Raw genomic sequence first — 24,422 nt, 5'->3', positions numbered from 1 at the left:
TGATCAATTGACCAACCAAGAGACGTTCAATGTCGGGGCCGTGCTAAACGCGGATGGCAATGCGATCAATAACACAGGCGCAGGCACGCAGTTCACCGTGGGTCTCGGAGGCAGCATCATCAATGGTGGCGCGCTGACCAACGATGACGGTGCCAGCTTTACGATCGACGCCGGCCAGTCCGCCACATTTTCCGGCGTGACGAACAGCGACACCAATACAACGCTGACAGTCAACGGGACCCTTGATGTGACCGGCGCAGCCCCGCTGGATAATAACGTAGGCGCTACCTTGACTGTGGGCGCTGATGGGGACGTCAACAGCGATGTCGACAACACGGGTATCGTGGCGCTGAATGGCGGTGACATTGATGCGCTTGATAACAATGGCAACGGCAGTGTTACGTCCAATGGAACGAGTACGATCAACGGCACGCTGACAAACGAAGGAACAGTGAACGTCGCAACCAGCACGCTGACGGTGACGGCCTCTGTGACAAACGAAGACGATGGACAGCTGACCATCGGTGACCTTGCAACGCTCGATGCCTCATCTGTCCAGAACCAATCTGGCGGCACCCTGAGCCTGAACGGCACCCTGAACGGGACGTTTGTGAACCAATCCGGCGGTGTCGTGAATACCGGCAGCGCCGCATCGAGCGCAACCAACGGCATGACCAACGCAGGCACCTTGAACGTTCTGAACGGGAACACCTTTACATCTGCGGTAACAAACACCGGCAGTGCCGTTGTCAACGGGACGTTGGTGGGGGATCTGACAAACAACGGTGGTGATGTGTCGCTATCGGATGCGGCTGGCCAAATTACCGGCGCATTGACCAGCAGCGGTGGCACTGTTGATGTGGGCGGTGGCGAAACGCTGACGGTGACTGCGCTGACTAGCATCACCGGAGGTAGCCTGGATAACGCCGGCACCTTTTCCGGCGATCTGACGGTTGGCCCAGCAGGTACGCTGACATCAACCGGGGGGTCCATCTTTAACACTACCGCCGCGGCAGGGTTGATCAATAACGGATCGTCCAACTTTGCCGTGAACGGGACTGTGAATGGCAATGTGACGACGTCGACGGGCACCACAAACCTAAACGGTACGCTGAACGGGAACCTGTTTCACAATAGCGGCGTGACGAACTTTGACGCAGATGTAGGCGCTGCCGTCGGGCAAGGTGTTATCAACATCGGCAATGGCACCGTCAATATGGACAATGGTGCCACGGTGAACGGTATCGTACAGACTGGCGGTACATTGTCCGCGCAAGATGGTGCTACAGGCGACGTGATCAACGTAACTGGCGATGCTGTTCTGAACGGGACCTACGCGATTGATATCGACTTGACCGAGGGGCAACCTGCATCTGCAGACGTTTTGGCCGTCAGCGGCGACCTGTCGGGCAGCATTGTGATTGATTTGAACGAGGTTTCGGGCGACACCCGTCAAGAAACACCCTTTGATCTGATTACTTATGGTGGAACCAGCAGCCTGGTGGTCGACGGTTGGACCCCTGCACCGGCATTTTCGCCCTATGATTATTTTATTGCAGACAACGATGCTGGCGCAATCCAGCTTGAGTCCACAATATCGACAGGAATATCTGGTTTGGCTGCGTCGGTTGGTCTGATCCAGACGATCGGCAACGCAATCGTCAATCGGCCGACCAGCCCCTATGTATCCGATCTCGCCACTGATTTTGGTGATGATCCCTGTGGTCCAGGCGGCTGGACACGGTTTGCAACCGGTTCGGCTGAGGCCTCTGGGCGCTTCACTGATGAGTTCACCGATACGACAGGCTCCAGCCCGCTGACATTGGATTATCAAAGCCTTCAGCTGGGCAGCGACTTGGTATGTTTTGATGACCGTTTCATGGGTGACGACATGTCATTTGGAGCCATCTTGGGTGTTAATACCGGCTCTGCACGAAATGAAATTAATCGGTTAGACTCTGAACGCAATACGACAGGCGAGATCCTAAGTGTCACGACAACCGATTTTGAACAGACCTATGCTGGCGCGTATCTGACCGCGTCGCGCGGACGAATGTTCGCCGATCTACAAGTGCGGTTCGAACAGACAGACTATACTGCGGACAATAACGGCGAAGGTTCAAACGACATCGGTGTCGACAATGAAGAGTTTACGACGACTGGGACGACATTCTCTGGATCGGCAGGCTATTCCTGGAACATTCCACAAATTGAAAGTCTGAACTTTATCGGCTCATTCGGTCTCTCTTACTCGGAATACGAAACGGATGTGATCAATGCCGGAGACTCAACAATCCAGATAAATGATGCGACGCAAGAGCTTGGCTTTTTGTCTGGTACGGTGTCACACTTGTCCATATTACCCGACAACATCAGCTTTATGAATTATTTTGCGACGGCGACCCTGTACCAGGATTTCGCGCCAGAGCCGACAGCGCTGTTTACCAGCGATGGGGAAGAGACGCCGATCACACTCTCTAACATCGAAAGCTATGGTGAACTGTCGCTTGGCCTGAATTATGTCCGCCTTCTTGATCCGGCTGGTCGTGCCACGGTACCGCGTCAGTTTAACGCCGCCGTACGTGTAGATGGGCGTCAGGCCGAAGATCTTGATAGCTGGGGCATCACGGGACAGATGCGCATCCAGTTCTGAGCACATAAGAATCAGACCCATAACAGGCTTCAAGGCACGCAGATCAGCAGCGGCAACCTTGGACGGTATCGAGAAAGTGGGTTTCATTTATTTGGCGTAACCAGTAAGTTTCACCTATTAATTGCATGCATTGGATTTAACGATGAACACGCATTTTTCCCAGCAATATCGTCAGGGCCGCCTTACGACGTCGCTTGGTGCGGACACACTTGTGTTGTTGCGCATGGACGGCACCGAGGAGTTGTCTGGCGATTTTGAGTGGCGGGTTGAGGCACTATCAACGCAACCGGGGCTGGATTTGCACAGCCTGCTCGGTACGCATGCGACGGTCGAGATTGACCACACAAGTGGTGCGCGTGCTTTTGATGGCGTCGTCTGTGAGGCAGAGGCGTGTGGTGCGTCGGAGAACGGTTGGCGCTATAATCTGGTCCTGCGGCCATGGCTGCACGTGGCGGGCCTGCGCCGTAATATGCGCATATTTCACAACAAGACCGTGGTGCAGATTGTCGAGGAAGTGCTGTCGGCATATGCCTATTTGGGGAACCCGCATTTAGACCTGCGGCTGACGGAAGATTATCCCGTTCTGGAGTACACCACGCAATACGGCGATACGGATGCGGATTTTGTGCGCCGCCAGCTGGAACGCCACGGTATCAGCTGGTCATGGGCGCATGAGGATGGGTCGCATACCCTGCTCTTGACGGATGCAGAATTTGGCCTGCCGGAAGTTCCCGGCGGCACGCGTCCGTTTTATGGTGTTGACGGGTTCCACCGGCATAAGGAGGAACACTTCAGAACCTGGGCTGTGGGCGAACGTATCACGACCGGGGCTGTGCGGCTGACAGAGTATAATTTCAAGACGCCCAACGCTGCACAAGAGGTGGATCATACCGGCGATGCGACCCACCCCTCGGGCGAGATTGAAAGCTATGATTGGCCGGGGGATTACCTGCAACAGGACGAAGGTCGCGAGGGTGTGAGACGTCGGACACAGGCTGAGCGCGGCCAGGCGCCGCGCCATCATGCGCAAGGGGATGTGGTGAGCCTTGGCGCGGGCTGGCGGGTGGCGCTGAAAGGGGACGAGGTGCCGGGGGCCACTGGACAGACGTTTGTTTGCCTCAAGGCCGAGCATCGGTTCCGCGCGCAGTCTTATGGGTCCGGCGACAGCGGAAATGATGAACAGCCCTATGCCGGAAGCTACGTGCTGATGCCCACAGACACGCCCTACCGCCCCGAACGCCGGACGGTTGGTCCGAAGGTGCAAGGGCCTGAGACGGCGGTGGTCGTAGGCGAGGGCGAGATCGACTGCGATGAGCATGGCCGCATCCTGTGTCGGTTCCACTGGGATCTGGAAGGTGCGCACACCATGCGCGTCCGTGTGTCTCAAAACTGGGCAAGCAAGGGTTGGGGTGGCATGGTGATCCCCCGCATCGGCATGGAAGTCATCGTCGAACACCTGCGCGGTGATCCCGACAAGCCGATTGTGACCGGCTGCGTGTTCAACGGGGACAACACGACACCTTATGAGCTGCCCAAGCACAAAACGCGGTCCACGTTTATGACTGATAGTCACAAAGGCGTCGGCCACAACGAATTACGGTTCGAAGACGAGAGTGGCCAAGAAGAGATTTACATGCATGCCCAAAAGGACATGAACATCGAAATCTTGAATGACCGCTCAAAGCGCGTTGAGGAGGACCAGTCGGAATTTGTGGGGCAGGACAAATCTATTCAGGTTGGTGGTGATCACTCCGAGGTGATTTCGGGCAACATGTCGATTGCTGTGGGTTCGAACCCACTTTCGCGTGCATTGATGAATAAGACTCAGGTGCTCTTTTCGAAGCTCGGCGGCGTGATGGAGAAGGTCAAAATCCCCGATGTGTTGAATTTTGCAAAAGGCAACATGCAAATTTTCATTGAGAAGAACAAATCCGAGATTGTGAATGTCGCGTCATCCGAGGTTGTCGGCGTGGCAAAGTCGACTGTCGTGGGGCAATCGTTCCAGCAAACGGTTGGCAAGGCGATGTCAACGATTGTGCGGGGCCGTTGGGAATCTGATGTCGGTCAGGTTCAAGTGATGCGGGTCGGCGATCAGATCACCATTCAGGTGGGTGAGAAATCGACACTAACCATGTCTAAGGAAGGCGATATCCTACTTAAAGGCAAACGCATCAAACTCGACGCAGACCAAATCGACATGAACTGATCGTGTAATCGGTATGCCGCAAGATACACCCAAGCCACCGGTTACACCGACCCCGCCAGCGGACCCACCCTTGGGGCCGTATGTCTTTTTGCCGCAAAACCAACCTGTCGGTGGTCCTGCGGCAACGAATATGATGTCGAGTGATCTTCGGTTGCAGTCAAAAATTCCGTTTTCCGGAACCGATAGTGTGATGCAATGGCACCCCCCCATGGGCGCGCCGTTTTTTGAGCCAACTGGCCAAGCCGACATGTGCGTTGCGACAGATTTCGCGGTGGCCTCTCCCGCGAATATTCTTGTGCCCGAAGTTCCCCCTCCTGCTGAGGAGGAAGAAGAGCAAATCTGGAGTTTCTCAGGGCTAGACGGCTCTCGGAGTACCAAGGACGTCGGGGTTCGCCAGGGCACGCAACGTGGGGTGCGCGAGTATCTTGCCTCTGGTTACACGCGTCGCAATCCAGACGGTACTGACTGGTCAGACGACGACTGGGCCGGGAAGTGGGACGATCTCGAGGTCACGGTTGCTGAAGCCGAAGCCTCACATGAATTTTTCGATGTGTCCGTCGCGGAGGGTTCCTTTGGGGACGACGGCGATCTCTTTGCCGGATCGGGACGGGTCCTTGGCGCAGATAGCGATGCGACGGCAACATTCTCGCTTGGCTCTGAGGGGCTTGACGCGTCCGGGGTCGCGCAGATTAACGGCTCAGTCCTTGAAGGCGAGATTTCCAGCGACGAGGATCTGGCGCTTGTCGGCTCTGCGGATGGTTCGGTCTTGTCAGGGGAAGCAGAGGCGAGTGTTGAAGCTGTGCTATCGCCGGAAGAGGTAACACTGTCCGGTAAACTCGGCGGTGAGCTTAACGTGGTCGAAGGCACGATCGGCGGCGACCTTCACATAACGCCGCGTCGTATTGCCAACCCATTGATTAACCTTTGGAATTGGTCCACCAACGACGATGTCGAAGAGTTGTCTGAAAACTGGGACATCGGCATCATGGTCGGTGCCGAATTGAGCGGGCAAGTCGGTGCTCAGCTTGGTGCTGAAGGTGAAGTTACCTATGAGGACGGGCGTGCAGTTGCGGAGGCTGGTGTAAAGGCTGGCTTTGGACTAGGTGCAGGGGTCAAAGGGCGCGGTGGTATTGTCGGCCTCGACAAGGTTGCAAATATGATCTCGTCTTGGTGGAACAATTAAGCATGTGCAGGAGAATTCATCCATGCGACAGCACGCGAATTGGTTGGGTCGCTTCTTTTGCGTCCTTTTTGGATTAATGGTGGCAGGTACGATGGGTCAGGCACAACCGCAGGGCGAAAAATTTGAACTGATCGCTGTTGAACCGACGGTCACCTTTGATCTGTCCGGCGAGACGATGGATTTCAGCACGGCTGCTCCGGAGCGGTTTATCTGGAACGACAGCAATGATGTGCCGCGCGATTTTATCGAATTTGGCTTGTTTGATGCGTTCGAGGAGATCCGTATCGGATATGATCCGCTTGAACGGGACCGCTATGAGGTGCGCCTGTATCGGGCCCGTGTTGCGCCTGAACGCCTCGCGGTTGCTGCGGAATACGCGACCCTATTTGCCCGATCCTGGGGGAAGACGAATTTTGGTGTGACGGCGCATAACCCCCGTTTTGGTGAGGTGTTGGGCGGTGATGACACGAGCGGTGTCATGAAGATCAATCGGATCAGTGTGTTCAGACGGGGCGAAGAGCTTCTCGTGCTGCGTCAGCGTTTCGATGCTGAACGTTTCGAGACCTATTCCGAAGATATCGCGCGTATGGTCGGAAGTATCCGGTTCGAAACGGGCACCGATCCGCGCCCGTTCGACACCGCGTTGCAGGCAACGACTTTGCCGGCGGCTGAAACTCTTGAGTTCACGTCGCAGTTTCCACCGCACTGGAACCGCGTTCTAGGTCCAATCGACCAAGGTTCGCAGGGCGTTTTTGACTTTTGGGTAGACGGTGCTGACCGGCTAGGAAATGTCGCAGCGATGCTTGCATCAATACCTGCACCGCAAGGTTGGACGTCCGCTCCAGAAGAAACACCATCATACGATGATGTCGCGAATTCAGCTGCAGGTTTGGCGCGACTTGCGCTCGAAAATCTGGCGCCGGACACTCCATTTCAATTGCACCCTGTCGAAGCGACCAACTTTGCGTTTTTGCGGCCGCTCACGCACTTTAACGCGTTGTACACTTTCCGGGCTGAACAAGCCGAAGGTGAGCCGATGCTTAAGGTGAACGTGCTTCACACGATTGGGCTCGATGGGCGGGTCTTGGCGACGGTTATGCTCTCTGCCGCGCCATCGGAACCCTACCTCTTGGGAACAAGCATGCATGCCAACTATGTGCAGGCGATGCAGATTGAGGCGTTGCACAGCTATTACAGCGCTGTGCCAAAGGAATGATTTTTGGTGGCCCACAATCGGGCCGTCTTTGTAAACAGGAGTTTCGCTCGTGACAGGGCCCATGCTGTGAATTTTGAGGCACAGCATGGGCCCGAACGGCCAGAAAGGAAGACGCTATGAATAAATTGAGTACAGAAGGGTTCTTCGACGCCCGAGCGACTGAAGACGGCGGGATGGCGGTATCGCCAGAGGACATGGTGAAGCTTCGTTTTCTGCTGAACGCGGTGGACATTGACGCGAGCGGTGCACGGCTTGCGCTTCAGGTCGGTAAAGCCCGTGTCACCTTGCACGAAAATGGCACAATCCGTCTTGATGGTGCGGCCGTGGTTCAGACGGCAACGGAGAGCATTACGCTTGATGGTGCGTTGATCGAACTGAACTGATGGTCATCACGGTCAACATCAACGGGCTCAGCCTTTGCCATAAGGCATCTCAAGGTGTGGTGCGAAACACTCTGCCCGACGTCTGCAAAACGCCGCCAGCAAACAACGCGCCCCTCCCTTATCCGAATATCGCGTTCTCAAAGGACCTGGCCAAGGGCACGACATCGGTGAAGGCCGATGGCGGAAACATGTGCGCCATCAAAGGGTCCGAGTTTTCGGTTTCGATCGGGGACGAGCCGGGCTCTGGCGGCGGCGTGAAGTCTGGCGTGAACAAGGACAAAGCCACGTGGTTAAGCTGGTCTCCGGATGTTTATTTCGAAGGGCAGCCCGCGTGCCGATTGACCGACAAGATGCTGATGAACAAGGGCAACACCGTTTCATTGGGGGGGCTGGATCAGCCGCCGCTGACACCCAGCGAAATTGACGATTGGCTGTGTGAGGCCGCATGCGAATGCGCCACGGCTGTTTTCTTTCAGAACTGTGTGGCGTCAAAGATCGAAGAGCACCTCTATGATGATGGTGTCTATCCCGGCGGGTCGCGCATCTGGCGCGAAGTGTCGATGACGGTTGTGAATGGCGCTTGGCAGGTCATTTCAAACGGAGCAGGGACCGGACCCACCTCCAATGTTTTCACACCGGGTGGGGGCATTCGCCCTGATATCGTAACCGTTGACAGCGCGGGCAACCCGACGCGGATGATCGAGATGAAATTCCCCGGCGATACGTTCAACGCGAACCAGAATCCGGCAGATCCAAACAGCGCCTACAACCGGGCGGCTGATGATCTCGGGATTGAATATGAACAGATCGACGTTGAGAATGATTGCCCCTGCTGGGGCGGTGGCCCACCCGGTGAACCCGTGCCGGTCGAAACACCTGCGCCTGCGCCATCGCTTGAGGATGAAGGCGAATGGTCTTGGGGCAAAAGAATCCTCGTTGGCACTGGTGTGGTCGCTGGTGTGGTTGTTGTCGGGGTTGCGGGCGCAGCTTGCGTTGCATCCGTGGCATGCGCCGGCGCTCTGGTACTCGGTGGTGGCACGGCGCTGGCGACGCAATAGGGCCAGAACGCTCAGGAAGTTAAAGAGACGGTACCATGGACGAAAAGAACGAATACCAGAATCTCAACAACATCCCTGTACTGTCAGAAAAGACCGGCAAGGAAGTGTTGCGCTATGCAGGAGTGGGCACCCTTTTTCTAAGCAACACCGACCACCGCAAGGCACCCGCAATCAGCGATATGGCCGATGCATATTTGTCCGTTTTCAGCCGTGCGGTGACTCGTTTTCGGAAAGCCAATGGGCGTGAGTTACCCATTGTCGGTGACAACTGGCGTCACGACTTCGAAAATGCAATTCCTGAAGATGACTATACTCTTTCGTTCAATTTGGATTTGTTTGCTGAAGGTGTAATCCCACCATTTCGGCTGGATGTCTTTGCGCCCTACGATCTGGACAACCCCAATCTGAAGTCGAAGTATGGGCGCTGTCGTTTTCACATGCCTTTGACATGGCTCAAATCAAACCGCTCTGATTTCGTCGCCCATCTGCAACAATGGTGCAGCCATTTGAAACCTGAACAAGGGAGTTTTGGAATTGGGCTGGTGAGTACGCCGGGGATGGAGCGGCAACGCACGGTTGAGGCTTGGCCGTCTCTGGCGCGGTTTAGCGGATTAGACCATGCAACGAATATTGATTGGTCCGCGCGCAAGCCGCATGCTGGTCTACGTGCCGTGAACTGGCTCACGGTGCTGGACGATGTTTGGGTGGAAACACTGGGCGGGCGGGATGCCATTGCTGGTGCTTTGCACCCCGAAGGTCGCGTCCATGATTATCGGGGTGGGATCATCGTTCAGGCCTGCACCCATCCGCAGATGGGTGACATCAACATGCACGGGGTTCCAGAAGCCTATGTTGCCGTAGACAAGCTCATCGCACCACACCGTTACGTGGACTATCCCGACAAGCCCATGCATCTGTTCAAAGTACCGCCCCCCCTTGACCCGCATGTCACCACATTGGGATGGCTGCGCCGGTTTGAAGAGGCGACTTAGCGATGTCAGAACCCTCTACCCTATGCCTGTCGATCACACTCCCCACGGCCTCTCTTGAGGCGTGGCGCGACGCGTCCTTGGCCCCGCCACAGGAATGGAACGATTGGGCCATTCTCGGTGCCCAATCAGACGATTTTATACTGTGGCAAAGGATTGGGGCCGTTCGCGTGAGCTCAATCCTCAACGACCTGAAGGCTAAAGGGCAGCGAGAGGGATCTTTCTTTGAGACATCTGGCGAGGGTCGATACACATTGACGGCGTTGCTCGCGGCGGAAAATTGGCGCGAACAGCTGCTGCTTCTCGGCGCAGTCCGGATGCTTGAGAGATTTGGCGCCGCCGATGGCTGGGCGCTGATGCATGATTACGTTTTTGAGCGGGCCGGAACCGCATGGGCTGTTCGGTTTCCGATACATGGTCGTGCGGAGCTGACAGCCGCAGCCCCCCAAGACATAAAAGACGCCGCAGATGCCATCGTCGACCCGCTTTTGGCGGCAGCGCGTGCACGGACAGATTGATCCATGTGGGCATTGAAGAACAAAACCCCGTTTGCCGCTGGCAAAGCCTTTGATCGTGACCGTGAGGGGCACGAGGTTCTGTGCCTTGCGCTGCGGGCAACGCTGATCGCCCGCGCTGACGGCTTATGGGATTTGTCAGAGAGCCAGACCCCGGTGCGCCTGGCCCCTGAAATGGCGGGTGCTGACCTCGATGAGCTGACGGCGGACAGCGATATCGTGCCCTTTCTGGCAGGTGCCGAGATCACAGTGTCTGGTACTGTTCGCAAAGACATTCCACAGGACGGCAGCCTTGCGCACATCGGCGTCGGTAACATCGCGCAAGACATGCAGTTCTGGCCCGCGCGGCAAGCGCGCCGTGTCCAAGACAGGGTGGTCGTTGAAAATCTTTACGAAGACAGATTGCCCCTGACTTGGAGCCAATCTGCGGGGGGGCAACGGGACGATGGCAGCCTTCATCCATCCAATCCTGTGGGCTGCGGGTTTTTGACACCGGCGGGCTCGGACCCTGTAATGTTGCCGCGCGTGCTTGCACCTCAGGATCAGCCGAATCCGCTCCTGGACCCTCAGACACACCCTGTTGGATGCGGCCCCATTCACCGCCATTGGGCGCCCCGTTTAACGGATGCCGGTACCTATGATGCAGCATGGCAAGATCAGAGGGCACCTCTTTTGCCATTGGATTTCAAGCCCGACTTTTACCACGCGGCCCCGCCCGGATTGCGGCAAGCACAGGCGTTTCAGGGAAATGAGACCCTGAACCTTGTCGGTTTTGGAGAGGGGCAAAACCTCTCGCATAAATTGCCAGCCATTCGGGCGGAAAGCTTTACCGATATCGGTGTTGACAGGATTGACGTGCCGCTGGACCTGCGACGCATTGACGTTGATCTGGATCTCGGAACGGTCGGTTTGCTGTGGCTCGCAGCGCTGCCGTGCGATGGGCAGGACCACTTGATCCACTCCTCGACGATCTATCTGCGTCAAGTCAGCGGGATTGCGCGATGACCCAATTTAACCCTCTTTCGATCGCAGGCGTCGGGCTGGCGACAGCGCTTGACGCCGAAGGCGCACCGGACGCCACGGCGGCGCTTGCAGAAATCTTGGCGGGAACACCGACCAAGCGACGGCATCCAAATTTTATTGGTGCGGACGGAATTCAACAGCTCTGCGCGCCGGTCATGGACTGTCTCAACACCCGCGATTTGGTGGATCGTACGGCCCATCTCGCACGGATTGCTCATGCTGACCTTGGCGGGATTGCGCGGCCGGGGCGAACTTTGTTGCTTTTGTCCGCGTTGCTTGGCCCGGGTGCCCCGTTTGTGGACAAGACACATCAGATGATTCAGGCAGGCGCCTTTGGTGTCATCCCCGACGAAATCTATTTCGGCGGCGCGGCGGAGGCGGCTGGTCTTTTGGTTCGGATGTCGGAGGACATAGGGGCAGGACGGTTGCAAAGCGCGGTCCTTGTTTGTGCTGATACGCGCATCGCTCCGTTCGTCCTTGATCTGATGGCCGCCCAGAATTTGGCACCGGTCCGCGCGGCGAAATATCAGCCCCTGCCCGGCGAAGCGGGCATCGCGATCCATGTCACCGCCGCCAACACCACGCAGCCCCATGTGTCAGACCTGTTGCTCAGCCATGAACCCGCCGACCCGACCGCGCCGGGGCGTGGATTGATGGGGCTATCGCTGGGCCCCGCGCTGAAATCGTTCGGGGATTTGCCGCCCGGGACCAAAGTGATTGCCGACACGGACGGCCCGCGCCACAAAGCAGAAGAGCTCGGAGTGGTTTTGGGATCTGTTCTATCCCTCGAAGACGAGGATCTTGTTGTGCCGTCTTTATCGCTTGGCGCAGTCGGCTGCCCGACATTGCTGGTGTTTCTCGTCACGGCGATTGAATGCGTTGAGGGTGGTGCCCCTGTTGCCATCGGCTGGGTCAGCGGACTTCAGGGTGCGCGCTATCTGTTCTGCGTCCGAGCGCCATAAGAGGTAGTGTCGCAAAGTTTCCGTTAGCCTAGAAGTTCTTCTGCCGGATACACTTATTCTGCGAGCGCCACGAACGGCCAGGTGATGCTTTCCGGGGGAGGGCATCATCCGCGAAGTCACAGGGCAGGGGCGCTATAGGTTCTGGACGGCGGCTGCGTAGGGTGGGGTCATTTGACGAGACTGCGATCTGGCGTAATGTACGCGTAACATTGGCTATGACATAATAAACGCCGCTGAACATCAGCCTGTGTTGCACGAAGGGTTGTCGCTATCTCATGAAGTTGCTTGTTGTTGAAGACTCCAGGATTTTGCGCGAAAGCCTGGCCCTTGGGCTGCGCGGGGCGGGCTATCTTGTGGATGTTTCAGCGGATGGCGAAGATGCGCTTTGGCGTGCTGAGGCTGCCATTTACGACGTTGTGGTTCTGGACCTTGGCTTACCAAAACGGGACGGGTTATCCGTGCTGGCGGAAATGCGTGCGCAAGGCATTGCCACCCCGGTTTTGATTCTGACGGCGCGCGACGGTGTTGATGACCGGGTCAAAGGGCTACGGTCCGGTGCGGATGATTATCTGGTTAAACCCTTCGCCTTTGACGAATTATTGGCACGTCTTGAGGCGCTGACGCGGCGATCAAACGGGATCGCCAAGAATGTGCTGCACATTGACGGGCTCATGATCAATCTGGCGGATAAGACAGTGACGATCAATGATGTGCCTGTTGCCCTTGTCAGACGGGAATATGCCTTGCTTGAGTTGTTGTGCCTCAAGGCCGGAACGGTGGTGAGCCGGGCCGATATCGAGGCAAAGATTTACGATGAACATGTCGAACCCAACAGCAACGTGGTTGATGCCGCAGTATCGATCCTGCGCAAGGCCATCGATCCGCCAGACGGCCCATCGCGTATCGAAACCAAACGCGGGCAAGGATACAGGTTGCGCCGCGCATGAAGTCGATCCGGCGAAGAATGGCGCTTTGGATGACTGTCGCGGTGTTTGGCGTGACGGCGTTGTTTTGTGGTCTGACGTATGTATTGGTGCGCAACATGCTGATCGTGGATTTTGACCGGGCGGTGCTGGAGCAGTTTCAATCCGTCGCCAATACCGTCAAAGTCTGGACCGATGGCGATGTCTATGTCGAGCTGAACCCTACGGTGATGACGGGCTTTGCTGCAGGCGGCGACCGCGCGTTTGTGGTGCGTGATGTAGATGTGCACGAGATGATTGCGCAATCCATCAGCCTTGATGCTGCAGGGCTGACCATAGCGGGCCTTGCGGGGGCCAATCGTGACACGCCGGTTTTTGGTGAGGGAACCGCGCCCAACGGGGCCGACGCGGTGATTGTCACGCAAGTGATGCCAGCGCAATGGGGTTGGGATATTGATGATACAACGATTGAAGTCACGCCTGAAGCGCGCGAGAAACTGGTCGAAATCACGCTGGCAGTGGATGATACCCCGCTCACGGCGCGGTTGCGCAGTCTAGGTATGCTGACTCTTTCCATTGCGATTGCTGCAGCGCTTGCTGCAGGTGCGGCCGCGCTTTTTACCGTCAGTACGGTGTTGCGCCCTTTGCATGATTTAGCAGGTCGCGCTGCGAAAATTCGTGAACCGTCTTACAGCAGACCTTTTCCAGCAGACGGCCCGGTTGAATTGCAGCCCATTGCAGAGCGACTGAACGACCTGCTTGTTCGCCTTGCCGATGCGTCATTGGTTGAACGCAGGTTTACCGCCGACGCCGCCCATGAACTGCGCACCCCAATCGCCGAATTGCGCACGCTGACAGACGTGGCGCTGCGGTTTCCAACAGCACCTGAGCAGTTGGAGAATGTCATCAGATCCAGCAATGACCTGTCGATCAGGCTGACGTCTTTGATTGACGCGCTCTTGGGGATTGCCCGCAAAGATGCCTTGGCTGCCGGGCTGCAAATGGCGCCGACAAACCCGCCGGACATGATCCGTCAGATTATTGCGAGCAATGCCGTGACCATCGCAAAGCGTAATTTGGTGTTTGATGTGCAGGCGCCGCAGGATCACAAGATCACATCAGATGTCACCTTGTTGCAATCGATCCTGACCAACCTGATTGAAAACGCAGTCAGCCACGCGCCACAGGGATCGACGGTTTCTGTGATATACACTGTCACGCAAGCGGGGCTGCATCTGCGCGTCACGAACCCGGCCCCTGATCTGGATGCGGATGATCTGGACAAGGTGTTTGAGCCGTTTTGGCGCAAAGACGGGCAGCAGTCTGATCGCGATCATGCGGGGCTGGGCCTTGCCTTGTGCAAAGGCTTTGCTGACATTCTAAGCCTTGATTTGCAGGCGCGCGTTACTGCCGATCAGCAGTTTGAGATGATATTAAAGGCCACGTAATGTTTGCATAACATTGACACCGCTACGACGGGGGTATGCCGATATGTTCGGCTAAGCTTTCTACGGAGCCTATTGATGTTTTCCTGCCTTCGAACGTTACCACGCCTGAGTGCGTTATTGATACTGCCAGCTGTCATCGCATGTGACACGCCTGCCGATCTGAACGAAGGTTCCCCGTCTCAGGCCCGACCTGTCTGGAACCAAGCCTATCAGGAAAATACTGAAGCTGACACGGTCAGCCAAATTGTGTCGCAAGCCCGCGATGCCTATGTGCTGCTTGATCCGTTTTCAGAGGGTTTTGGGGCCGATCCAGCCGCTATTGTGTCTGAACTGCAGTCCAACGGGAATGAAGTCTCTGCCTATATCAGTATCGGCAGCGGAGAAGACTGGCGCGATGACTTTGAAGACCTGAATCCCTATCTGGTGACCCGTCAATGGGGTGACTGGGAAGGCGAGTACTTCGTGTCTGATACCGCAGGTGCACTGCCAATTATGAAAGCGCGTGTCGACCGCATCGCGTCTTGGGGATTTGACTGGGTTGAGTTCGATAACATGGATTGGGTCTATGACGATGAATACCGTGCGGAATACGGCTTTAGCGCTACGATCCCGGAAGGTGCCGCGTATTATCAGGCACTGTGCGATTATGTGCTTTCCAAGGGTATGGCTTGCATGGCGAAAAGCACCGTCGATGAGGCAGGGTCATTTGATGGCGTGACTTACGAATCCTATCCCGACGACCGAAACTGGTGGGATCAGGCCGGTGCCAAGTCCTTTGTGGCGGCAGGCAAACTTGTGGTGATCGTGCATTACGATGAACCCAATTGCGCGCAGGTCCGGGACGAATACCAAGCCATTTATGGCCCCGACCTATCGTTCATCTGCGAAGACCCACGTGTGGGCGGATACGTACATTTTTGAACCATAAGAGCTGAGAATGCGGCGCATTGTAAGCGATGTGATGAGCATCGTTTTGTCTGCCGCTGACCTGACACCAAGACGATAACCTGTTCCCTAACCTCAAAGGATACGACCATGACCATGCCTCTGCTTTATCAACTTCAGAATGCTGACTACGCTTCTTTGTCGGCGGGCGACTTTCGTGTCGCGGTCATTGACCCTGACGATTCAGAATTGACTGCGGAACAGGTCAGCGACCTGCAAACATCGCAGGACAAACTGCTCTATGCCTATACCAGCATCGGTGAGGCGGAAACCTATCGTGATTATTGGGAAGACAGCTGGACCACCAACCCTCCTGATTATGTGCTGGGCGAGAACGCAGAGTGGGAAGGTAACTTCCGCGTGGAATTCTGGGACACCGATTGGCAAGCCATCATCTATGAGCGCATCGATGATTTGTTGGCCAAAGGCTATGATGGTGCCTATCTGGATATCGTGGACGGCTACACCGTGGACGAGGTGATTGCCGCGTATCCCGGCACTGATGAGGAACTTCGTCAGGAAATGATCGATTTTGTGATCGGCATTTCCGAATACGCCAAGGCACAAGACCCGGATTTCGCGATTATCCCCCAGAATGCCGTCGGCCTGCTGGGCATGACTGAGGATGGCCCCGACAGCGGTGCAAACACCGCCTATCTGGAGGCTATTGATGGCCTTGGTGTTGAAGACCTGTGGTATAATGACGATGAGGTGTCCGACTGGACGCAGGGTGATCTTGATTACATCGCTTTGGCGCAGGCTGCAGAAAAATTCGTGCTGGCCACGTCTTATCCGACCCAAGATGCCTATCAAGAGGCGTTTATCGCCAATGCGATTGATGAAGGGTTGATCCCCTTTGCCGCCGAACGTGAATTGGATGGCACAATCGACGCCGTCAACGAGGGGATTGAGGCCGCCATGGAAGGCGGTGATTTCAACGCGCCATGGGCCGAAGACACGGCAGAGCCCGTTGACGGCGAGCCCGGCACCACCACTGATTTGGAGGTTGATCAGTTTGCGGTGCAATACACCAACATTGATGCAGATGAGATTGCGGCCTCGCCCTATGATTTGCTGATTGTCGAAGGCAAACCGGGTGATGCGGAAACGGCTGACTTGTCAGATGCGGATGTGGCCACATTGGTTGCCTCGGGCAAAACCATGGTGGGGTATGTATCGGTCGGACAAAGTGATGACGCGCGCCCTTACTGGGACACGTCATGGACCGATGATGGAACCGACACCGGTGTCTTGACTGATGCCGCCCCGTCGTGGTTGGCCGAACAGGCCGACAGCTATGACGCCGCGATTGTCGAATTCTGGGACGCCGATTGGCAGGGTCTGGTCATTGATCAGGTTACCGAGCTTGCGTCACGCGGTTATAGCGGCATCTTTTTGGACAACATGTTGTCCTATTACGAAGTTGCAGCCTTGCGCGACGAGTTGGGCACAGAGCAGTCGCAGCTTTATGCCCAAGAAATGATGGATTTTGTTGTCGCCATTTCCGAGGCAGGCAAAGCGGTCAATCCTGACTTTGTCGTGATCCCTAATGGTGGCCCTTACATCATCGGTGATGCCGGGTACACGACCGACAGTGCCGAGGCCGTGGCCTATCTTGATGCTATCGATGCCATCATGGCGGAAAGCTTTTTCGGGCTTGCCACGGGGTATTATGATGAGGCCGCACTTGATACCTTCCAGTCGACATTTGCGGATCAGGGTATCGACGTTCTTGCCTTGGAGTATTCTACCGATGCCGACGCAATGGATGCCTTCGCTACAGAAGCGGAGGCGCGTGGCTTTGCGGCGAGCGTTTCGGCGGATATGGCGCTTGATGCCTTGCCGGAACCTTTGGAAGAGGCGGCAGAGCCTGTGGTGATGACTGGCACATCCGGCGCGGATGAGCTGATCGGCGGGACAGGCGATGATGATATCGCCGGTGCGCAGGGAGCAGACACCATTACCGGCGATGCGGGTGATGACAACCTGCGTGGCAATCGTGGTCAGGATACGATTTATGGCGGTGAGGGCGATGATACCCTCGCAGGTGGCAAAGGCCATGACTATCTGGACGGTGGTGTAGGTGATGACATCCTGACCGGCGGCAAAGGCCATGATGAGCTGTTTGGCGGCGAAGGGTCTGATCAATTTGTTTTCGCCGCATCATCCGGCTGGGATGTGATCGCAGACTTCGACGTTGCCGTTGATGTTCTGGTGGTGGAAAACCTGGAAATTCTCGAAAGTTATGAAACAAGCGATGCGCTTGTGCTTGAGCTGGAATGGAACACACAGGTGGAACTGACCGGGCTGTCGCTTGACGATTTGGCAGATATCAGTTTCGCCTAAGGGCGCGACACAGCGGTTGCGTATTAATGTGACTGATCTTCGCAGGGCCTCCGATGTGCGTATCGCACGTCGGGGGCCCTTTTCGCGGCAGGGTGATCTGCTGCAATAGCAAACTGGAAAACATGTTTTAGGGCGCGCCCGTCTCAAAAATCGGGGCGTTTTATACCTAACGTGTTTCGCAATTACTTTGAGCAGTACACGCAAGGCAAAGCGCCCACAGTTTTACAGCGTTTATTCCAACCATGAGCCAAGTGTGGCCCCCGACCATCTGTCTGTAACGTTGATTTGGCACAAGGCTGGTGGGCAATCACAGTAACCGGTCCGCGCCAACCATGCTGGCATACCCAAACCCTATCGCAAATCTGCGATTACCACACCGTCACGTGGCAACTGCCCTGGTGCCACCAGATGGATTGTTGCATGCAGCTTAAGCACTTCACTGGTGATGGCTTCAAAGCTGGTGGCGTCCGTTTCCTGCGTTTCAAGCTTCACCGTCATCTCATCGCGCTGCCCGTCATGTGTGACCTCGACCCGTGCCCGCGCAACTGTCGGCATGCGTGCCACCAGATCGGCAACCTGTTCGGGGCGCACGAACATTCCTTTGATCTTGGTGGCTTGATCTGCACGGCCTTTCCAACCGGCCAGCCGCTGATTTGTGCGCCCACAATCCGATACGAAGGGCACGATGGCCGATAGATCGCCTGTTGCAAAACGTATGAGCGGGTAGTCAGGGTTGAGAGGTGTCACAACGACTTCGCCGATATCGCCAGCAGGCACGGGATCGCCGGTGCCGGGGGTGACGATTTCAACCAAGACCCCTTCGTCGATTACCATGGGTGCATCCGCGGTCGTCTCGAAGGCGATATTGCCGACGTCTGCCGTGCCATAACATTGCAGACAATGGATGCCACGATCGGTGTAAGCTTGCCGGACCGCGGGAAATAGCGGCCCGCCTGACACCAACGCTTTGGTGATTTGCGATAGATCGGCGCCCATCTCATCTGCCTTGGTCAAGATCGCGCCAAGGTAATCCGGTGTTCCGGCATAGGCTGTCACGCCAAGGTCTGCCGCTGCCCGCACTTGCAATTCCGTTTGCCCCGGCCCTGCAGCAAAGACCTGTGCCCCTACGGAAATGGCAGCACTTTCAAACATCGCGCCCGCGGGGGTGAAGTGATACGAGAATGTGTTTTGCACCACGTCGCCAGCACCGATGCCAGCCGCGCGCAATGCACTGGCGAACCGCCACCAATCGGCCCCTTGCCCGCCCGGTTCATAGATTGGGCCCGGTGACTGAAACAACCGTGTGATGCCTTTTGTTGCGATCCCGCCAAAGGGCGGGTTAGCGGCCTGCGCCTTACTAAGCTCTGATTTGCGCAGCACCGGTAGTTTTGCCAGATCGGCCAGTGACGTGATTTGGCTGGCGGCATCGGGGGCCAATTGCGCCTTTAATTGCGCCAGTTGATCTGCTTCGCGCGCATCCGTTGACCGGGTTTCGCGTGGGTCCAAAGTGCTCATGCCAGCCACCTCTTGCGGCGACGATAACTGCGTACGTCGCGGAATGATTTGCGTCCTTCATCGGACATGCCCAGATAGAATTCCTTTACATCGGGGTTATCGCGTAGCTCTGCGGCGGGGCCTTCCATAACGACCCGCCCGCTTTCCAGAATATAGCCGTGATGGGCAAACCGCAGGGCGACGTTGGTGTTCTGTTCGGCCAGCAGGAAGGAGACGCCTTCCTGTTCATTCAAATTCTTCACGATGGTGAAAATCTCTTCGACCAGTTGCGGGGCAAGACCCATCGACGGTTCATCCAGCAGGATCGTTTCGGGCCGTGACATCAGGGCGCGGCCGATGGCGCACATCTGTTGTTCGCCGCCAGAGGTATAACCTGCCTGACTTTTGCGCCGCTCTTTCAGGCGTGGGAAATAATTGTAGACCAGTTCCAGATCATCACTGACCTTGGCGTTGCCATCGCGCCGCGTGTAGGCGCCGGTCATCAGGTTCTCTTCAACGGTCAGGTGCTCAAAGCAGTGACGGCCTTCCATGACCTGAATAACACCGCGCTTGACCAGATCAGAAGGTGAGCTGTCCTGCACACGCTCGCCGCGATAAGTAATGGAGCCCTTTGTGACTTCGCCACGCTCGGAATGCAGCAGGTTCGAAATCGCCTTGAGCGTCGTTGTCTTACCAGCGCCATTACCGCCCAGCAGGGCCGTGATGCCACCTTTGGGCACGTTGAGGGATACGCCCTTCAGCACAAGGATCACATGGTTGTAGATCACTTCGATGTTGTTGACCTCTAACAGGGTCTCAACTTTCGTATCATCCAGCATGGCGCTTTGATCCATCATTCGGTTTTAGGGGTAGGGTGGCCCCCGCAAGGGCCACCCAATGCGTGTTTAGAGACAGCCTGGCTCAATGTTGTTCTCTGCTGCAAACGCAGCCGAGTCCGCAGCGATCAGCGGGTCAATCACGCTGTCATCGGGTGCGATATAGTCAGTCAGTGCGACCCACTGCGCGTCAGCGGCATTCCACTGCTGCACGATGCCAAGGCCCGAACCACCGTGGTTTTCACACGATACGCTGAACTCTGGCCCGATCTGGGACATGCCAAGTTCTGCCATGCGTGCTTCGGTGATTTCCAGATTGGCCATGCCATCGCGCACCATCGCGGCAGTCACATCAGACACACCATGGATTTCCTGCGCTTTGGCAATCGCTTCGGCTGCCAACATCGCCGCATACATGCCACGCGTGTAAAGCACCGAACCCATGTTTGACCCGTCACCGGCGGCATTGCCCGCGTCATGCACCAACGATTGGATTTCCGCGAACACAGGCAGGCTGGCATCAATGCGGTTCATGTTCAGCGACTTATAGCCATCCGCACCTGCACCCGCCGGGGTGACATCATGCTCGGCCCCGGCCCACCAGTTTCCGATGAAGTTTTCCATAGGGAAACCAATGTTCGCGGCTTCCTGTACGGCCACCTGGTTCATCACGCCCCAGCCCCACATCAGGACATAATCGGGGCGTTCACGGCGGATTTGCAGCCACTGTGATTTCTGTTCCTGACCGGGGTGGTCCACGGCAAGCTGGCTTAGTTCAAACCCATGCATCGCCGAAAGCTCTTCCAGCGTGCGGATCGGTTCCTTGCCATAGGCAGAGTTGTGATAGACCAGCGCGATTTTCTTGCCGGACAGATCACCACCATTTTCCTCTAGCAGATAATTCACCATCACCGATGCCGCATCCCAGTAGTTCGCAGGGTAGTTGAAGACCCAGTTGAACACTTCGCCATTGGCAGCCGATGTGCGGCCATAGCCCATTGTGTGGATCGGGATTTCGTCAACGGTCGCTTTTGGGATGATTTGATAGGTGATGCCAGTGGAAAGCGGTTGATAGATCAATGCGCCTTCGCCCTTGGTGCTTTCGTAGCATTCCACACCTTTTTCGGTGTTATAGCCTGTTTCGCATTCAACAATGCGGATCGCCTCTCCACCAATGCCGCCATCGCGGGCGTTCAGCAGGTTAAAGTAATCCTGATAGCCGTCAGAGAACGGTGTGCCGCCAGCCGCATAAGGGCCAGTGCGATATGACAGGTCAGGGATGACCAGATCGGCCATCGCTGGTGCAGCGGACATTGCCCCCGCTAAGGCCATCGCGGCCAGTGTCTTCATTTTCATCGGTTTTCTCCTCCCATAGGTATTTCCGATTGTGGAATGGGTGTTTTCACCCGCTTAATAAGGGAACGGCCAAAGCCGTAATTTCTCTTTCGCCAGCCGCCAAAGCTGGGCCAATCCGTGTGGTTCCTTGATCAGGAAGAACATGATCAGCGCGCCGACAATCACCAGTTGGAAGTGGGCAACGAGGTCGGTGGGCCAGCCCATGACATCAACGCCCAACCACTTGAGTGCGACAGGTAGCAGGACAAGGAATGCCGCGCCCGCAAAGCTGCCAAAGATCGACCCCAGCCCGCCGATGATAATCATGAAGAGCACCAGGAATGATTTTTGGATACCGAACGCCTCGCCCACTTCGACAGCGCCCAGATAGACCGCAAAGAACAATGCGCCAGCGATGCCCACGAAGAAGGAACTGACGGCAAAGGCAGTCAGCTTCGCCTTCAACGGGTTCACCCCGATAATCTCGGCCGCGATATCCATATCGCGGATCGCCATCCATGACCGGCCGATTGTACCGCGGGTCAGGTTCCGCGCGATGACCGCACAGACGGTCACGAAGAACAGGCAGATCAGATATTGCGCCCACGCAGGCGTGCTGGGGCCTGTGACGGCGACACCCGCGACCAACCGCTCGGGTGCGCTGATTTGGCCGGAGGCGGAGTAATTGTAGAACCAACTGACCTTGTTAAAGAGCCAGACGAGAAAGAACTGTGCCGCCAGCGTCGCCACGGCAAGGTAGAACCCTTTGATCCGCAGGCTGGGCAGGCCGAAGGCTGCACCGACCATGGCGGTGATCCCACCGGCCAGCACGATATGGATCATGATGTTCACATCTGGGAAAGAGGTCATCAGCTTGTAGCAGGCATAGGCCCCCACAGCCATAAAACCGCCCGTACCCAGCGACACCTGCCCGCAATACCCCGTCAGGATATTCAATCCAATCGCCGCAATGGCGTAGATTAGGAAAGGCACTAGCAGGGAACTCGCCCAATAGTCGTTGATCACGAATGGGATCACCAGCCACGCTACAGCCATTGTTACCCAGAACCCGATCCGGTCCAGCTTCAGCGGGAAGGTCTGGTTGTCGGCGACATAGGTCGTCTTGAAATCACCGGCTTCACGATAGAGCATATGATGTACCCTTTGTATGGTTCAGTCTAAGCCCAAATCCGGCTAGAATTCTTCTGTGGGAAGGCTGCCCTCCTCGCTGTAGGGTCCGGTCAGGCCAGAACCACGTGAAGGCACCCGGAAAACCCGCCATGACGCGCAAGAAGTACACCCTAACCGAAGAACTGAACCATTTGATCGACCAAAGGCAGGCGAACATCATTGGGAGCACCGCTTTCAATGAACGAAAGCGCCGCCTATTGCGGTTGCCATCTCGGCGCATTCCTCCAATTCTATCAGGCCTGCTTGCGGGTCTGGTTATCAATGGACTGATGTTCGCCATGGTGACCGTGTATCCGATGACCGGTCGATATTTTCTCGGTTTTGCCCTGTTCTTACTTGTTGCTTCACACGTCGTCTCTAGATTAACGAAGGAGCCCGGTTTTGCCGGCGAGATTGAGCGGATCAAGTCATGGGGCAGCAACCTGCGCCGCGCCGTATACTTAGATGTTGCAGATAACGCCGTAAGATATGCAGGTGATAAGACCGCCGAAGTCGCCGCCTTGCGGTATTTGCGTGATGTTGGTGAATTGTCCAAAGGAGAGTTTGCCGCTGGCCGTGCGATCGTGGAAGACCGCGTCAAACCGCTAAGGTGGATTGCTGTCTCTGCGGTCATTTTGGCCGTTCTCAACTTCATGGTGCTAATCAAAACGACAAGTGTGTCGTTCACCAACACCTTGTAGGCTGCGAAGCGGCTAGACCGTAGGGACCAGTTAAACCCTCTCAATGATCCGCTCCCCGAATAGCCCTTGCGGACGGAACACCAAAAACAGCAGTGCCAGCACGTAGGCAAACCAGTTTTCGGTGGCCCCGCCCAGATAGGGCGCACCAATTAGGTACTCGAACAGCTTCTCGCCCACGCCGATGATCAACCCGCCCACAATCGCACCGGGGATCGAGGTGAAACCGCCTAGCATCAGGACGGGCAGCGCTTTGAGCGCGATGAGTGACAGCGAGAACTGAACCCCGGACTTCGCCCCCCACATGATGCCGGCCACCAGCGCCACAAGCCCTGCAAGCGACCAGACCAGCACCCAGATGAAGTTCAGCGAAATACCCACGGACAATGCCGCTTGGTGATCATCCGCCACCGCGCGCATTGCACGGCCCTGTTTTGTGTATTGGCTAAAGCCGATCAGCCCGATCACAAGGATGATCGCGACGACCGTTGCCGCCATATCAAGTTCGTCGATAAAGAAGCCAAAGAAGTCGTCACCGCCCAAGCCCGCTGTCCATTCTTCCACCACCAGCGACCCACCCTGCGGCAGGCCCACGGCAAGCGTCTTGATGTCGGACCCCCACATCAGATCCCCCACGCCTTCAAGGAAATAGGCAAGGCCGATGGTGGCCATGAACAGGATGATTGGTTCCTGCCCCACCAAATGTCGGAAAACAAACCGCTGCACGCCCCAGGCAAAGATCACCATGACGATTAGGGTCAGGATGATGGCGGCAAGGACAGGGACGTTCCATCCGAAGTAGTGGATGTCCGTGCCGAAGATGGCGTTGATCAGATGCGCGAAGGGCACCTGACCGGACATGATGCCCGCCAACGTCAGGGCCGAAAAAAGCGCCATGACGCCTTGGGCATAGTTGAAGATACCCGAGGCCTTGTAGATCAGCACGAACCCCAAAGCGACCAATGCATAAAGCACACCCGCCATCAGGCCGTTGATCACAACTTCGATGCCGTAGAGGAAATCAGCGGACATAGGCGGC

General features: G+C 56.4%; 20 protein-coding genes. 15 read left to right on the top strand and 5 right to left on the bottom strand.

The annotated features are described in order from the left end of the window. From BC777_RS19435 to BC777_RS19095, 14 genes are all read left to right on the top strand, one after another. A partial coding sequence (locus BC777_RS19435) for a beta strand repeat-containing protein (RefSeq protein WP_168769238.1) occupies window positions 1–2,653 on the top strand: 2,653 nt, incomplete at its 5' end. A gap of 142 nt (window positions 2,654–2,795) precedes the next feature. Next, window positions 2,796–4,859: a type VI secretion system Vgr family protein gene (locus tag BC777_RS19155; RefSeq protein WP_100369832.1), complete on the top strand. Its 2,064-nt coding sequence runs from the start codon at window positions 2,796–2,798 to the stop codon at window positions 4,857–4,859. 208 nt (window positions 4,860–5,067) lie between these two features. After that, a complete protein-coding gene (locus BC777_RS19150) occupies window positions 5,068–6,042 on the top strand; it encodes a hypothetical protein (protein ID WP_168769237.1) in 975 nt (324 codons plus the stop codon). Window positions 6,043–6,064: 22 nt separating this feature from the next. Then, window positions 6,065–7,258 (top strand): hypothetical protein, encoded by a 1,194-nt coding sequence (locus tag BC777_RS19145; RefSeq protein WP_133122602.1) that lies wholly within the window; start codon window positions 6,065–6,067, stop codon window positions 7,256–7,258. 116 nt (window positions 7,259–7,374) lie between these two features. Further along, window positions 7,375–7,641 carry a hypothetical protein gene (locus BC777_RS19140; RefSeq protein WP_100369829.1) on the top strand — a complete coding sequence of 89 codons (267 nt, stop codon included), beginning with the start codon at window positions 7,375–7,377 and terminating at the stop codon, window positions 7,639–7,641. After that, window positions 7,641–8,699: a PAAR-like domain-containing protein gene (locus BC777_RS19135; RefSeq protein WP_211095407.1), complete on the top strand. Its 1,059-nt coding sequence runs from the start codon at window positions 7,641–7,643 to the stop codon at window positions 8,697–8,699. The genes BC777_RS19140 and BC777_RS19135 overlap by 1 nt, the downstream gene beginning before the upstream one ends. A 35-nt stretch (window positions 8,700–8,734) precedes the next feature. Then, entirely contained in the window at window positions 8,735–9,691 is a 957-nt protein-coding gene (locus BC777_RS19130) for a type VI immunity family protein (protein ID WP_100369828.1), read from the top strand. 2 nt (window positions 9,692–9,693) lie between these two features. Continuing rightward, window positions 9,694–10,206, top strand: a complete 513-nt coding sequence (locus BC777_RS19125) for a hypothetical protein (protein WP_100369827.1) — start codon at window positions 9,694–9,696, stop codon at window positions 10,204–10,206. A 3-nt stretch (window positions 10,207–10,209) separates the two neighbouring features. Beyond that, window positions 10,210–11,208, top strand: coding sequence for a DUF2169 domain-containing protein (locus BC777_RS19120; RefSeq protein WP_100369826.1), 999 nt, complete (start codon window positions 10,210–10,212; stop codon window positions 11,206–11,208). After that, window positions 11,205–12,188 (top strand): hypothetical protein, encoded by a 984-nt coding sequence (locus tag BC777_RS19115; protein WP_100369825.1) that lies wholly within the window; start codon window positions 11,205–11,207, stop codon window positions 12,186–12,188. The genes BC777_RS19120 and BC777_RS19115 overlap by 4 nt, the downstream gene beginning before the upstream one ends. A gap of 275 nt (window positions 12,189–12,463) precedes the next feature. Further along, window positions 12,464–13,135, top strand: coding sequence for a response regulator (locus tag BC777_RS19110; RefSeq protein ID WP_100369824.1), 672 nt, complete (start codon window positions 12,464–12,466; stop codon window positions 13,133–13,135). 29 nt (window positions 13,136–13,164) lie between these two features. After that, window positions 13,165–14,559 carry a sensor histidine kinase gene (locus tag BC777_RS19105; RefSeq protein WP_168769236.1) on the top strand — a complete coding sequence of 465 codons (1,395 nt, stop codon included), beginning with the start codon at window positions 13,165–13,167 and terminating at the stop codon, window positions 14,557–14,559. Window positions 14,560–14,676: 117 nt separating this feature from the next. After that, window positions 14,677–15,480, top strand: a complete 804-nt coding sequence (locus BC777_RS19100) for an endo alpha-1,4 polygalactosaminidase (RefSeq protein ID WP_168769235.1) — start codon at window positions 14,677–14,679, stop codon at window positions 15,478–15,480. A 114-nt stretch (window positions 15,481–15,594) separates the two neighbouring features. Next, on the top strand, window positions 15,595–17,850 hold the full coding sequence (locus BC777_RS19095) for an MJ1477/TM1410 family putative glycoside hydrolase (protein WP_100369821.1): 2,256 nt from the start codon (window positions 15,595–15,597) through the stop codon (window positions 17,848–17,850). 351 nt (window positions 17,851–18,201) lie between these two features. Here BC777_RS19095 and BC777_RS19090 read toward each other — a convergent pair whose 3' ends face one another. The 4 genes from BC777_RS19090 to BC777_RS19075 form a co-directional block, all read right to left on the bottom strand. Further along, window positions 18,202–19,365: a phenylacetate--CoA ligase family protein gene (locus BC777_RS19090; protein ID WP_100369820.1), complete on the bottom strand. Its 1,164-nt coding sequence runs from the start codon at window positions 19,363–19,365 to the stop codon at window positions 18,202–18,204. After that, window positions 19,362–20,183 carry an ABC transporter ATP-binding protein gene (locus tag BC777_RS19085; RefSeq protein WP_100369841.1) on the bottom strand — a complete coding sequence of 274 codons (822 nt, stop codon included), beginning with the start codon at window positions 20,181–20,183 and terminating at the stop codon, window positions 19,362–19,364. The genes BC777_RS19090 and BC777_RS19085 overlap by 4 nt, the downstream gene beginning before the upstream one ends. A 66-nt stretch (window positions 20,184–20,249) precedes the next feature. Further along, window positions 20,250–21,536: an ABC transporter substrate-binding protein gene (locus tag BC777_RS19080; RefSeq protein WP_100369819.1), complete on the bottom strand. Its 1,287-nt coding sequence runs from the start codon at window positions 21,534–21,536 to the stop codon at window positions 20,250–20,252. 54 nt (window positions 21,537–21,590) lie between these two features. After that, on the bottom strand, window positions 21,591–22,667 hold the full coding sequence (locus BC777_RS19075) for a branched-chain amino acid ABC transporter permease (protein WP_100369818.1): 1,077 nt from the start codon (window positions 22,665–22,667) through the stop codon (window positions 21,591–21,593). Window positions 22,668–22,795: 128 nt separating this feature from the next. Here BC777_RS19075 and BC777_RS19070 point away from each other — a divergent pair, with 128 nt between their 5' ends. After that, window positions 22,796–23,386 (top strand): hypothetical protein, encoded by a 591-nt coding sequence (locus BC777_RS19070; protein WP_100369817.1) that lies wholly within the window; start codon window positions 22,796–22,798, stop codon window positions 23,384–23,386. Between the two features lie 30 nt (window positions 23,387–23,416). Here BC777_RS19070 and BC777_RS19065 read toward each other — a convergent pair whose 3' ends face one another. Next, a complete protein-coding gene (locus tag BC777_RS19065) occupies window positions 23,417–24,415 on the bottom strand; it encodes a branched-chain amino acid ABC transporter permease (RefSeq protein WP_100369816.1) in 999 nt (332 codons plus the stop codon). Between the last annotated feature and the right edge of the window lie 7 nt (window positions 24,416–24,422).

The organism is Yoonia maricola (assembly GCF_002797915.1).
Classification (GTDB): Bacteria; Pseudomonadota; Alphaproteobacteria; order Rhodobacterales; family Rhodobacteraceae; genus Yoonia; species Yoonia maricola.
The sequence above is the reverse complement of the archived record's forward strand: the minus strand, read 5'-3'. Positions and strand labels throughout refer to the sequence as shown.

Bases quoted from the DNA above. Each gene is read 5' to 3' on its own strand.
- BC777_RS19090 (WP_100369820.1), bottom strand. From the start codon at position 19,365: ATGAGCACTTTGGACCCACGCGAAACCCGGTCAACGGATGCGCGCGAA.
- BC777_RS19150 (WP_168769237.1), top strand. From the start codon at position 5,068: ATGGGCGCGCCGTTTTTTGAGCCAACTGGCCAAGCCGACATGTGCGTT.
- BC777_RS19155 (WP_100369832.1), top strand. From the start codon at position 2,796: ATGAACACGCATTTTTCCCAGCAATATCGTCAGGGCCGCCTTACGACG.
- BC777_RS19130 (WP_100369828.1), top strand. From the start codon at position 8,735: ATGGACGAAAAGAACGAATACCAGAATCTCAACAACATCCCTGTACTG.
- BC777_RS19095 (WP_100369821.1), top strand. From the start codon at position 15,595: ATGACCATGCCTCTGCTTTATCAACTTCAGAATGCTGACTACGCTTCT.
- BC777_RS19105 (WP_168769236.1), top strand. From the start codon at position 13,165: ATGACTGTCGCGGTGTTTGGCGTGACGGCGTTGTTTTGTGGTCTGACG.
- BC777_RS19115 (WP_100369825.1), top strand. From the start codon at position 11,205: ATGACCCAATTTAACCCTCTTTCGATCGCAGGCGTCGGGCTGGCGACA.
- BC777_RS19110 (WP_100369824.1), top strand. From the start codon at position 12,464: ATGAAGTTGCTTGTTGTTGAAGACTCCAGGATTTTGCGCGAAAGCCTG.
- BC777_RS19125 (WP_100369827.1), top strand. From the start codon at position 9,694: ATGTCAGAACCCTCTACCCTATGCCTGTCGATCACACTCCCCACGGCC.
- BC777_RS19145 (WP_133122602.1), top strand. From the start codon at position 6,065: ATGCGACAGCACGCGAATTGGTTGGGTCGCTTCTTTTGCGTCCTTTTT.
- BC777_RS19070 (WP_100369817.1), top strand. From the start codon at position 22,796: ATGACGCGCAAGAAGTACACCCTAACCGAAGAACTGAACCATTTGATC.
- BC777_RS19080 (WP_100369819.1), bottom strand. From the start codon at position 21,536: ATGAAAATGAAGACACTGGCCGCGATGGCCTTAGCGGGGGCAATGTCC.
- BC777_RS19065 (WP_100369816.1), bottom strand. From the start codon at position 24,415: ATGTCCGCTGATTTCCTCTACGGCATCGAAGTTGTGATCAACGGCCTG.
- BC777_RS19085 (WP_100369841.1), bottom strand. From the start codon at position 20,183: ATGCTGGATGATACGAAAGTTGAGACCCTGTTAGAGGTCAACAACATC.
- BC777_RS19140 (WP_100369829.1), top strand. From the start codon at position 7,375: ATGAATAAATTGAGTACAGAAGGGTTCTTCGACGCCCGAGCGACTGAA.
- BC777_RS19075 (WP_100369818.1), bottom strand. From the start codon at position 22,667: ATGCTCTATCGTGAAGCCGGTGATTTCAAGACGACCTATGTCGCCGAC.
- BC777_RS19120 (WP_100369826.1), top strand. From the start codon at position 10,210: ATGTGGGCATTGAAGAACAAAACCCCGTTTGCCGCTGGCAAAGCCTTT.
- BC777_RS19135 (WP_211095407.1), top strand. From the start codon at position 7,641: ATGGTCATCACGGTCAACATCAACGGGCTCAGCCTTTGCCATAAGGCA.